Consider the following 11,296-nt stretch of genomic DNA (forward strand, 5'->3'; position numbering starts at 1 on the left):
GTTCAAACGATGGTGAACAGCGGCTGGTCGTACTCAACCGGCTGACCGTTTTCTACCAGGATGGATTCAATGACGCCGGCTTTTTCCGCGGTGATGTGGTTCATCATTTTCATCGCTTCAACGATGCAGATGGTGTCGCCCACTTTCACGGTCTTGCCCACTTCAACGAAGGCGGGCGAGGTCGGTGCCGGGGTGCGGTAGAAAGTACCGACCATTGGCGACTTGACCACGAAGCCGTTCAGCGCAGGAGCGGCTGGGGCGGCAGGTGCAGCGGCGGCGGCAGGTGCGGCAGCTGGAGCTGCAGCGGCTGGAGCCGGTGCTTGCATCTGTGGCGCGTAGAACTGTTGGGCCGGGGTCTTGCTGTGACGGCTGATCCGTACGGACTCTTCGCCTTCCTTGATTTCCAGCTCGTCGATACCGGATTCTTCCAGCAGTTCGATCAGTTTCTTAACTTTACGGATATCCATGAATCATCAACTCCCAAGGGTCGGTCAGGGGCGTTTAGCCTGTTCTTCAATGTGTTCCAGGGCGGCCTCCAGGGCCAGTCGGTAACCGCTGGCGCCAAGGCCGCAGATCACTCCTACCGCTACGTCGGAGAAGTAAGAGTGATGGCGGAAAGCTTCGCGTTTGTGCACGTTCGATAAATGCACTTCGATGAATGGGATGCTCACCGCCAGCAGCGCGTCACGTAATGCAACGCTTGTGTGCGTAAAAGCGGCGGGATTGATCAGAATAAAGTCCACGCCTTCGCCACGCGCGGCGTGGATGCGATCAATCAATTCATACTCGGCATTGCTTTGCAGGTAGAGCAAATGGTGGCCGGCTTCACGTGCCCGTCGTTCCAGGTCGAGGTTGATCTGATCGAGGGTTACTGCCCCGTAGACGCCCGGTTCGCGGGTGCCAAGCAGGTTCAGGTTGGGTCCGTGAAGAACCAGTAAGGTCGCCATTGGCTGTTCCTTGTTATTGGTGTGGGTACGTCAGAACCCGGCGACTATGCCGCAAAGCCTTTGTGACTGTCCAGTTCTACGCAGTAGCCGGCACGATTAGCGAGGATTGCGCAAAATTTGTGACCAAGACCCTGCATCTGGTCAGTGTGGGAGCTGATCGTGCCCACGCTCCGCGTGGGCACGCATCCAGTGATGCTCTGCGTCACGGCTTTAAAGCGGGATGCGGAGCGTCTGGGGCGACATTCCCACGCGGAGCGTGGGAACGATCAGCCAGCTCCCACATTAGATCGGGTCAGACGCGGAAGGCTTGCACGGCGGTAGTCAGTTGCCCGCCCAGTACCAGCAGGTGTTCGCCCTGGCTACGGCCCTGGCCAATGCGCAGTAAATTATCCTCACCCAATTGATGTATCCGTTCACTGTTGTCGCGAATCTCGCTCACGGCTCCACTTTGCTGCGCGGTCACATCGGCAATGCGCACGGCAGTGTCGGAGATGGTCTGGATCGCGCCGACGATTTCATCCAGCGCGCCATCCGCCGCCTGGGCCTGCTGGGCGGTGGCTTCGGCGTGTTCGACCTGGGCGCGCATGCCTTCTACCGACTGGTGCGCGGCGCTTTGCAGGCCGGCGATCAGGCCCTGGATTTCGGCGGTGGCGCCGGCGGTACGCTGGGCCAGGGAACGCACTTCGTCGGCTACCACGGCGAAACCACGTCCGGCTTCACCGGCGCGGGCGGCTTCGATAGCGGCGTTGAGCGCAAGCAGGTTGGTCTGGTCGGCAATCGAGCGAATCACCGTGAGCACGCCGCCGATGGTGGCGGACTCTTCGGCAAGTTTCTCGATCATCTGCGCATTTTGCTGCACTTCGCCCACCAGCGCATGCAGCCCGGTGAGGCTCAGGCCGATCACACGCTGGCCTTGCTCCACGGCCTGGCCCGCACTGCGGCTGGCGCCGGCCGCCTGGCTGGCATCCCCGGCAACTTGCTGGATGGTGGCTTCCAACTCACCCAGGGAATCACGGATTTGCGCGGTGTCGCCGGCCTGGCGTTCGGCACCGTCGTGCAGGCCGCTGCTCAGTTCGGCCAGGGCGCGGCTGCTGCCCGCCACTTCTTCGGCATTGCCGCGGATGGTGCTTACCAAGTCCACCAGGTAGGCGCGCAGGCGGTTGAGAGAGGCCTCGATATCGTGCAGTTCACGGTTGGTCTTGCCCAGGGCAATCGGTTGGCTGAAGTCGCCTTCGGCCCAGGTCGACAAGGCGGGTGCCAGGTTGGTCAGTACGCGCGCCAGGCGCCGTTGCAGGGTGTCGATCAGCAATGCGATCAGCAGGATCAGGCCAATCATCACGCCCTGCATCACGCGTACTTCGCCCTGGATCCTGGCATGTTGCGCGCGCACCACGGGTTCCAGGCCGGCGATGGCTTGTTGCACGTTAGTGATTTTAAGGTGGGTGCTGGCGGCGAGATCGGCGCGTTGCTGGATCTGTTCACGGGTGCGCTGCAGCTCGGCGGGGTAGCGGGTCAGCAGGCTGTTGAGTTCGCGCTTGAGGTCGACGCCGGTGTCCTGAGCTTCGGTTTTTTCGGTGTTTTCCAGTCCCATCAGCGCGGAAAAATCGTCGGTGTTGGATTCTGCGCTGGCCTTTATTCCCAATAAGGGCAGTTGCGCGAGCAGGTCGGCCTGGGTTCGCAGGTTAGTCACTTCGCGCTCGACATCCGTAGCCAACTCGGCGCGCCCGCTGCTCACCAGTTTGTCGCGGGCCAGGGACAGTTTGCCCAGGTGCTGTGAGCCGGCGAGCAATGGCGGCATATAGCGCGCAGCCTCCGGGGAATTGACACCGCTGGCGTACTGGCTCAATTGCTCCAGGTTCGCGCCCAGCTCACGCTCGGCTTGCAGCAACAGGGCTTGCGGGTCGCCAGCCAATTTACCGGCGGCCAACAGGTCGGTCTTGCTGAAAGTCTCCAGGTCCATGAGGCTGGGGCGCAGGTTTTTCGCCAGGTCGGGCGGCAGTTCGCCCAGCTGAAGCTGCAGGCTTTCCAGGCTCTGGGTGGCACTGCTCAGGCGCAGGGCATCGCCGCTGGCCAAGTAGTCCTCGATGTTACGGGCAGCCTGGTTTTGAAAGACCTGGGACAACCCGAGGTAGCGCTCCATCAACAAGTACGGGCGCTCCAGCGCCCGTTGCGACCACCACAGTGTCGCCCCGAGGGCCAGGCACACAGCCACCAGCAGAAGGGTATTGAGATTGGTCAGCAGCTTCAGGCGCATGCGGGGTTTCAACCGACGGCAAGAGATAAGCGCCTGAATTTATTGCGTTTGTATTACAGCGTTATGACCGAATCGGTGGATTCTGGTGAAAAGATGGCACTTTGCTTTGATGTGCGAGCGGCTTGCACGCGGTTGCGTCCGGCGTCCTTGGCGCGGTACAGCGCTTCGTCAGCCTGGGCGGCCATCATCAAACTGTCGGAACCGTCGCACAACTCCACCAGGCCGGCGCTGAAAGTGCACCACAAATCCTGCGGTTGGGCAGGGTAGTGGATTTCTGCAAAGCGCCGACGAATGTCGTCCAGCACCTTGCAGGCCGATTCCAGGTCGGTGTCGGGCATCACGATGGCGAACTCTTCACCGCCGTAGCGACCGATGTAATCGGTCTTGCGCAAACGCTGCTTGAGAAACAGGGCCAGGCTCTTGATCACCCGGTCGCCCATGGGGTGCCCGTGGCTGTCATTGACGCGCTTGAAGTGGTCGATATCGAGCATGGCAAAGCTCAAGGGTTTGTTCTCGCGGCGTGCGCGGAAGCTGCAATCTTCGAGCAGTTGCAGGATATGCGTGTGGTTGTACAGCCCGGTCAGGCTGTCGCGCACCATCCGTGCCTTCAGGTTGCGTGCACGTGAAGCACGGTTGCGCACGGTGGTGATCAGGTGACGCGGCTTGATCGGCTTGGTGAGGAAATCGTCACCGCCCTCGCTCATCGCATCCAGCTGTTTATCCAGGTCGTCCTCAGCCGACAGATAGATGATCGGCACGCTGACGTAGCGGTCGTTGTGGCGAATCACCTTGGCCAGTTCGGTGCCGGTACAGGCAGGCATATACATGTCGAGGATGATCAGGTCGGGCTGGAAATCCGCCAGCTCGGCCATGGCCTGGATCGGTTCGGTCAGGGTGCGGGTGACAATGCCGGCACTGTTGAGCAGGCGTTCGGTGTGCAGCGCCTGGGCCCGCGAGTCGTCGATGATCAGCACTTTGTAAGGTTCGTACTGGGCCGCGCAGGTCAGCACTTCGATCTTTTCCAGCAGGCTTGAGGCCTCCAGGGTGCCGGTCAGGAACTCTTCGCCACCGGCGCGTACGGCGGCCAGGCGTGTCGGGGTGTCGGTTTCGTGCAGGCTGAAAAACAGCAGCGGCAGCTTTTGCTCCAGGCCCTCCTGGGCCTCTGCCGCGAGCTTCAGGCCCAGGCCCGTGCCGCAGAAGTCCACGTCCATCACGATCGCCGACGGCAAACGCTCGGCCATGGACGCGCGAAAGGCGGCGACGCTGTCCAGGGCGTGGGCGCCCATGCCAAAGAACTCCAACTGCTTGGCCAGGCGTTCGGCGCGGTCATGGTCGGCCAGCATCACATAGATCGGCTTGCGCATCGGCGGCAGGAAGGTTTGCTCAAGCTGATCGCCCTGGCGCAGGCCGGTGCGGGACAGGCGTTGCATCAAGCGGTTGAGCTCGGTGATCAGTTGGCTGCTCAGACGGCCACGGTTCTCGTCCACGGCCTGCAAGGATTGACTGATATGCCGTGCCAGTTGTGTGTGTTCGGGCTGTTCGAAGCGTTCGGCGAAGCGTTGCAGGCGCAGGTTGGCTTCGCTGAGTTCGGAAAAGTCGGCGTTCGACCACTCGCTGCGTTGCAGGCGCTGCCAGATCTCAAGAATTTGACGTGCCTGATGAATTACCCGCTGGGCAAAGTGCTGCTTGAGACGCTCGCGGCTGGGGTCTTCTGACTCGGTCATATCCTGACTACTGTGAGGGTGCATGCTGAGGTCGACTGATGGCTCTATGCTAGCACCTCTTTTCTGATAGATGAGTGTCATACGTCAATTAAGTCTGCGTGCCTGCCATTCAGTTATTGACCAGTGGGTCGCGCAGCGTAAATCGCGTGCATCCTTTATAGTCCAAGCGCGCTGGTGCGCCAGTTTCGTGTAAAAGCCCCGCACCGATGGGCACGATGGGGTAGGGTTGTGGTCGGAATGTCTGAACGCACCCGGACAATTGACGTGCATGAACTCAAGTGATTGAAAGGATATCGCCATGCTGGACTGGAAAAACCGCGAAGGCAGTGCCAAAGGCCCCGCCCCTGAGCCCAAGTCGGCCAACCGCAGCTATTTTCGCAACCTGCTGATGAGTCGGGCGCTGCTTAGCATCATCGGCCTGTACCTGCTGGTCACCGGTGGCCTGGGTTGGTACTGGAGCCAGGAGCCGGCGCTGTTTCCGGTGCAGCAAAATGCCCAGCTTGCCGCCGAGAAGGAAGGCAAGCAGATGGTGGTGGGTTACACCACCGTCGAAACCCTCAAGACCGTGGTTGGCACCTTGCTGAACAAGCCAGGCGGCTACATCTCCAACGATCGTTTCCCGCCGGGCTTGTGGATGGACAATATGCCGAGCTGGGAGTACGGCGTGCTGGTGCAGGTGCGTGACCTTACCCGCGCCCTGCGTAAAGACTTCGCCCGCTCCCAGTCGCAGTCGGCTGAAGACGCTGACTTGGCCAAGGCCGAGCCGCGCTTCAACTTCGATAACAAGAGCTGGGTGCTGCCTTCCAGTGAGTCGGAATATCAGGAAGGCATCAATTCCCTGAGCCGCTACGAAGCGCGCCTGTCTGACCCGAACCAGCGCGGCGCGCTGTTTTATGCGCGTGCCGACAACCTCAACAACTGGCTGGGCGATGTGGCCACACGTTTGGGCTCGCTGTCCCAGCGTCTGTCTGCCAGCGTAGGCCGGGTCAAGTTGAACACTGCGCTGAAAACCGAGGCGCTGGCGCCGGGTGAAGTGCCGCAGGTCGATGAAGAAGTGGTGGAAACCCCATGGATGCAGATCGACAACGTGTTCTACGAAGCGCGCGGCCAGGCGTGGGCCCTGTCCCATCTGCTGCGTGCCATCGAAGTCGATTTTGCCGACGTACTGGCCAAGAAAAACGCCACCGTCAGCGTGCGCCAGATCATTCGGGAGCTGGAGGCCTCGCAGGAACCGGTATGGAGTCCTATGATTCTTAACGGCAGTGGCTTCGGCGTACTGGCGAACCATTCGCTGGTGATGGCCAACTATATTTCCCGGGCAAACGCTGCAGTGATCGACTTGCGTCAGCTCCTCAACCAGGGTTGATGATGGACGCTACTCAAAAGGAGGCCGCACACCGCGTGGCCTCCGATGCTGAACTGATCTGCTGGGTCGACGAGCAGGACAACCTGCTCGGCCACCTGGTCAGGTCCGACCTGCGCCAGCGCGGCTTGATTGGCCGCTGCACTTTTATCTTCCTGTTCAATTCCAAAGGCGAGTTGTGTGTGCACCGGCGCACGCTCAGCAAGGCGTTGTATCCAGGGTATTGGGATACGGCGGCGGGTGGGATGGTGGCCGAAGGTGAGAGTTATGCCGTTTCGGCAGCCCGCGAGCTGGAAGAGGAATTGGGCGTCAGCGGTGTGCCCTTGACCGAGCATGACCATTTCTATTTTGAGGATGGCGACAGTCGGCTTTGGTGCAAATCCTACTCTGCCGTCTGGGACGGCCCCCTGCGCCTGCAGCCCGAGGAGGTCATGGAAGCGCGGTTTTTAAGCATCGAAATCATCCAGCAAGAGGCCGAACAAAAGCCCTACTGCCCGGACGCCCAGGAAGGCTTGCGGCGCTATCTGGCCTCGCGTCGCTAAAGTTGCAAAAAATGGCGCCATTTGGCTCTTAGCAAGTCGGCTTTTTGCCGTTACACTGCGCGCCTTTTCACCCGAACCACATTAGCGGTTCGGTAGCGCTGCCCCTGCCTGAGTGGGGCTTCGCGGTCGGTCACCGCCTTGTGCGGCGCCGATCAGTCTTCATCCTCCCAAGAGGATTGCCGGTGGCCAAAAAAGCCGCATCCTTCGCCGCCCTTGGTGGCCTGGTATTTTCCACCGATGCAGGTCGACACTGCCCGGACTGTCGTCAGCCCGTGGATTCGTGCACCTGCAAACAGACCCTGATCCCCGAAGGCGACGGTATTGCCCGCGTGCGTCGCGAGAGCAAAGGCCGTGGCGGCAAGACGGTGACCACTATCACCGGCGTGCCCCTGGCTGAAGAGGCCCTGAAGGAATTGGCCACCTCGCTGAAAAAGCGCTGTGGCACCGGTGGCGCGTTGAAAGACGGGGTTATCGAGATCCAGGGCGATCACGTCGAGTTGCTGTTGGCCGAGCTGATCAAGCTCGGGTACAAGGCCAAGAAGTCCGGCGGCTGAAAGCCTCTTCCCAACCTGTGGCTAAACTCTGTCCTGCCAGTGGGGTCTACTTCCCTTGCAGGCAAATCGTCATTTTCATTCTTTAGACTGCGCCAGCCTCCGCGAGAGGTGGCGCCTTCGCCTTCATTAATAGGGGACTTCGATGTCCGTACGACGCACACGCAAAGACGATGGCAGCCAATGGACAGTTGCGGACAGCCGCAGTGTTTACGGGATTCGCCATTGGGGGGCCGGGTATTTCGCGATCAATGAAGCCGGTCGCGTAGAAGTCCGTCCGAACGGCCCGAACAGCACGCCCGTCGACCTGTACGAGCAAGTCGATGAGTTGCGCAAAAGCGGCCTGTCGTTGCCGCTGCTGGTGCGCTTCCCCGATATCCTGCAAGACCGCGTGCGCCAATTGACCGGTGCATTCGATGCCAACATCGAGCGCCTGGAATACCAGAGCAAGTACACCGCGCTATACCCGATCAAGGTGAACCAGCAGGAAGCGGTGATCGAGAACATCATTGCCACCCAGAACGTTTCCATCGGCCTGGAAGCCGGTTCCAAGCCTGAGCTACTGGCCGTGCTGGCCCTGGCGCCGAAGGGCGGCACCATCGTCTGCAACGGTTATAAAGACCGTGAGTTCATCCGCTTGGCGCTGATGGGCCAGAAGCTCGGCCACAACGTGTTCATCGTGATCGAGAAAGAGTCCGAGGTGGGGCTGGTGATCGAAGAGGCGGCGAGCCTCAAGGTCAAGCCGCAGGTGGGCCTGCGTGTGCGCCTGTCGTCCCTGGCATCGAGCAAGTGGGCGGACACCGGTGGCGAGAAATCCAAATTCGGTCTGTCGGCAGCGCAGTTGCTGTCAGTGGTCGAGCGCTTCCGCGCAGCCGGCCTGGACCAGGGCATCCGCCTGCTGCACTTCCACATGGGCTCGCAGATTGCCAACCTGGCCGACTACCAGCACGGGTTCAAGGAAGCCATTCGTTACTACGGCGAACTGCGCAACCTCGGCCTGCCGGTGGACCACATCGACGTCGGCGGTGGCCTGGGCGTGGACTACGACGGTACCCACTCGCGCAACGCCAGTTCGATCAACTACGACATGGACGACTACGCCGGCGTGGTAGTGGGCATGCTCAAGGAATTCTGCGACGCGCAGAGCCTGCCGCACCCGAACATCTTCTCCGAAAGCGGCCGCTCCCTGACCGCTCACCACGCCATGCTGGTGGTGCAGGTGACGGACGTCGAGAAGCACAACGACGAAATCCCGACCATCGAAAACAAGGAAAGCCTGCCGGAAACCGTGCAATGGCTGGTGGACCTGCTGGGCCCGACCGACATCGAGATGGTCACCGAAACCTACTGGCGCGCCACCCACTACATGAGCGACGTGGCCACCCAGTACGCCGACGGCAAGCTGACCCTGGCCGAAAAAGCTCTGGCCGAACAGTGCTACTTCGCGGTGTGCCGCCGCCTGCACAACTCGTTGAAAGCCCGCCAGCGCTCGCACCGCCAGGTGTTGGACGAACTCAACGACAAGCTGGCCGACAAGTACATCTGCAACTTCTCGGTATTCCAGAGCTTGCCGGATACCTGGGCCATCGGCCAGGTCTTGCCGATCCTGCCGCTGCACCGCCTCGACGAAGAGCCGCTGCGCCGCGCCGTGCTGCAAGACCTGACCTGCGACTCCGACGGCAAGATCAAGCAATACGTCGACGAGCAGAGCATCGAAACCAGCCTGCCGGTGCACGGCTTGAACGAAGGCGAGGACTACCTGCTGGGGATCTTCCTGGTCGGCGCCTATCAGGAAATCCTGGGCGACATGCACAACCTGTTCGGTGACACCGACTCGGTGAACATCTACCAGCGTGAAGACGGTTCGGTGTACAGCGCCGGGATCGAGACTCACGACACCATCGAAGACATGCTGCGCTATGTGCACTTGTCGCCGGAAGAGTTGATGACGCACTACCGCGACAAGTGCGCGAGCGCGAAGATCTCGGCGTCCGAGCGTACCCAGTTCCTGGATGCGTTGCGTCTCGGGTTGACTCGTTCGTCTTACTTGTCTTCTTGAGTCGTACAGCCTCACAGGCGCTGAGCGAGCGTTCGTTCAGCTCCGGTGAGGCTGACTGCATTGGCACGACGTTGATCAATTCACCTTACCAGCAAGCATTGCGTCACTGGGCATTTGCTCTCTGAGTGAGCGCTGAGGGCTATCTGCGCTATGGTGCCTTGACTGTTGAGACGCGACAGGATGACTTCTTTTCCATCGATCATCAGGTCCTTTGATTCGCCTTTGGTGATTCTGTGCTGCTCAAACCCATGTATCACCACGAGTGTGTACTCACCGGCCATTTGGTTCTCCACCCGCAGTGTCCCGGTCGGCTGCGCTGTTGAGTTCGATGGCGCCGTGCAGCTTGTGGTAGTCAGCGTGGCGATTACCCAAAGGGTGGCGATGCCTGTTTGTCGTTTGATATTCATAGCGATTTTCCTTGGCGTAAGCAGGAGAGGTTACCCACCGCTATTCAACGCTTGAAAAATCGGCTTGTAACCTGTCAGAAGTAACAGGTAGGGGCTCGTGTCAGCGGGTATCGCTTAGCCAGCGATTCTGCGTGCTCAACCACCAGGCAATCGCCCCCAGGATCAAGCTGCGTACCGCCATGAATAGCAAAAAAGTTATCCACAGTCCGTGGTTGCCCAAGCCCTGCAAGGCCCAGGCAATCGGCAGTACCAGCATCACCGTCAGCAACATCCCATCGCGCATTTCCCGCGCCCGCGTTGCACCGATAAACAGCCCATCGAGCAAATAACTCCACACCGCAATCAACGGCAATACCGCGAGGTAGGGCAGGTAGATATCGGCGGTTTCGCGCACGCTGGGGATATCGGTTTGCATGGCGATGAACAGATGGCCGCCGAAGGCGAACAGCAGGGCGAAACCCACGCTGGCGATCAGCGACCAACCACAGGCAACCACCAATGACCGCCGTAACGCTTGCCGGTCACGTGCGCCGATGGCGTGGCCGCACAGGGCCTCGACCGCGTGAGCCAGGCCATCCAGGGCATGTGCCGTCAGTAACAGCCCATTGAGCAGCAAGGCATTGGCTGCGACTGTGGCATCTCCCAGCCGTGCGCCTTGCACCGTGATCATGAAAAACACCGACTGCAACGCCAGGCTGCGGATAAAAATGTCGCGGTTGACCGCCAGTAACGGGCGCCAGCTTTGCCACAGCTTCAAGGCGGCCCAAGCGATATGCCCAGGATAGGCGCGCAGGGCTTTTTGCGTAAGCGCCAGGCCGAGCAGGGCGCCGGTCCACTCTGCGATCACCGAGGCTCGGGCGGAGCCGACCACGCCCCAGTCCAGTCCGAGGACGAACCATAGGTTAAGCGCGATGTTGACCAGGTTGGTGGTCAGCAAAATCGCCAATGGCGCTCGTGCATTCTGGGTGCCGAGGAACCAGCCGACCAGTGCATAACTGGCGAGGGCGGCGGGCAGGCCGAACAGGCGGGTGTGGAAAAACTCGCGGGTAAGTTGGTTCAGTTCGGGCGAGGGCTGCATCCATTCCAGGGCCAGATGGCTCAGGGGAATGCCCACGGTACCCAGTAAAATCGCCAGCCCCAGCGCCAACAGCAAGCCTTGCAACAGGATTTGCCGCAACGCCGCGCCATCGTTGCGCCCGGCGGCTTGGGCGGCGAAGCCGGTGGAGCCCATGCGCAGGAAGCCCATGGCCCAGGCGAGGAATGTATACAGGCTGGCGCCGACAGCCACGGCGCCCAGTTGGTGGGCGTGGGGCAGGTGGCCGATGACCATGCTGTCCACCAGGGCCACCAAGGGCACCGAGATATTCGACAGGATCATCGGCGCGGCCAGCGCCCAGACGCGGCGATGGGTAGGGCGGTGGCGCCAGTCGGTCAGCAGGGCGGTCATGA

General features: G+C 60.9%; 9 protein-coding genes and 1 pseudogene. 4 read left to right on the forward strand and 6 right to left on the reverse strand.

Annotation, left to right across the window (positions count from 1 at the left end):
- Nucleotides 1-2: 2 nt before the first annotated feature.
- The 4 genes and pseudogenes from accB to AC07S6_RS14560 all read right to left on the reverse strand — a co-directional run bounded on the left by accB (nt 3) and on the right by AC07S6_RS14560 (nt 4,925).
- Nucleotides 3-467 (reverse strand): acetyl-CoA carboxylase biotin carboxyl carrier protein, encoded by a 465-nt coding sequence (gene accB, locus AC07S6_RS14545; protein ID WP_003188191.1) that lies wholly within the window; start codon nt 465-467, stop codon nt 3-5.
- A gap of 24 nt (nt 468-491) precedes the next feature.
- A complete protein-coding gene (gene aroQ / locus AC07S6_RS14550; protein ID WP_014716732.1) occupies nt 492-947 on the reverse strand; it encodes a type II 3-dehydroquinate dehydratase in 456 nt (151 codons plus the stop codon).
- A gap of 292 nt (nt 948-1,239) precedes the next feature.
- A pseudogene (locus tag AC07S6_RS14555) lies at nt 1,240-1,755 on the reverse strand (methyl-accepting chemotaxis protein); the annotation flags it as partial.
- A 1,499-nt stretch (nt 1,756-3,254) separates the two neighbouring features.
- Nucleotides 3,255-4,925: a response regulator gene (locus tag AC07S6_RS14560; RefSeq protein ID WP_034126420.1), complete on the reverse strand. Its 1,671-nt coding sequence runs from the start codon at nt 4,923-4,925 to the stop codon at nt 3,255-3,257.
- A gap of 298 nt (nt 4,926-5,223) precedes the next feature.
- On the opposite strand from AC07S6_RS14560, the gene AC07S6_RS14565 reads away from it, so the two are divergent.
- The 4 genes from AC07S6_RS14565 (at nt 5,224) to speA (ending at nt 9,440) form a co-directional block, all read left to right on the forward strand.
- Nucleotides 5,224-6,291, forward strand: a complete 1,068-nt coding sequence (locus tag AC07S6_RS14565) for a DUF2333 family protein (protein WP_003188197.1) — start codon at nt 5,224-5,226, stop codon at nt 6,289-6,291.
- Between the two features lie 2 nt (nt 6,292-6,293).
- A complete protein-coding gene (locus AC07S6_RS14570; RefSeq protein WP_197881146.1) occupies nt 6,294-6,830 on the forward strand; it encodes an NUDIX hydrolase in 537 nt (178 codons plus the stop codon).
- A 182-nt stretch (nt 6,831-7,012) separates the two neighbouring features.
- The gene (locus AC07S6_RS14575; protein ID WP_003188201.1) at nt 7,013-7,384 is read left to right on the forward strand and encodes a translation initiation factor Sui1; all 372 of its coding nucleotides are present in this window, start codon (nt 7,013-7,015) and stop codon (nt 7,382-7,384) included.
- Nucleotides 7,385-7,526: 142 nt separating this feature from the next.
- The gene (gene speA, locus AC07S6_RS14580) at nt 7,527-9,440 is read left to right on the forward strand and encodes an arginine decarboxylase (RefSeq protein ID WP_034126423.1); all 1,914 of its coding nucleotides are present in this window, start codon (nt 7,527-7,529) and stop codon (nt 9,438-9,440) included.
- 80 nt (nt 9,441-9,520) lie between these two features.
- Here speA and AC07S6_RS14585 read toward each other — a convergent pair whose 3' ends face one another.
- Both AC07S6_RS14585 and AC07S6_RS14590 read right to left on the reverse strand, forming a co-directional pair.
- Nucleotides 9,521-9,847, reverse strand: coding sequence for a hypothetical protein (locus tag AC07S6_RS14585; protein WP_197881144.1), 327 nt, complete (start codon nt 9,845-9,847; stop codon nt 9,521-9,523).
- 100 nt (nt 9,848-9,947) lie between these two features.
- Nucleotides 9,948-11,294, reverse strand: a complete 1,347-nt coding sequence (locus tag AC07S6_RS14590; protein WP_495112524.1) for an MATE family efflux transporter — start codon at nt 11,292-11,294, stop codon at nt 9,948-9,950.
- Nucleotides 11,295-11,296: the final 2 nt, after the last annotated feature.

The organism is Pseudomonas sp. GW821-FHT07B01, from assembly GCF_059419065.1.

Coding starts and splice junctions, on each gene's coding strand:
- AC07S6_RS14560 (WP_034126420.1), bottom strand. CDS start 4,925: ATGACCGAGTCAGAAGACCCCAGCCGCGAGCGTCTCAAGCAGCACTTT.
- AC07S6_RS14565 (WP_003188197.1), top strand. CDS start 5,224: ATGCTGGACTGGAAAAACCGCGAAGGCAGTGCCAAAGGCCCCGCCCCT.
- AC07S6_RS14585 (WP_197881144.1), bottom strand. CDS start 9,847: ATGAATATCAAACGACAAACAGGCATCGCCACCCTTTGGGTAATCGCC.
- aroQ (WP_014716732.1), bottom strand. CDS start 947: ATGGCGACCTTACTGGTTCTTCACGGACCCAACCTGAACCTGCTTGGC.
- AC07S6_RS14570 (WP_197881146.1), top strand. CDS start 6,294: ATGGACGCTACTCAAAAGGAGGCCGCACACCGCGTGGCCTCCGATGCT.
- speA (WP_034126423.1), top strand. CDS start 7,527: ATGTCCGTACGACGCACACGCAAAGACGATGGCAGCCAATGGACAGTT.
- AC07S6_RS14590 (WP_495112524.1), bottom strand. CDS start 11,294: ATGACCGCCCTGCTGACCGACTGGCGCCACCGCCCTACCCATCGCCGC.
- accB (WP_003188191.1), bottom strand. CDS start 467: ATGGATATCCGTAAAGTTAAGAAACTGATCGAACTGCTGGAAGAATCC.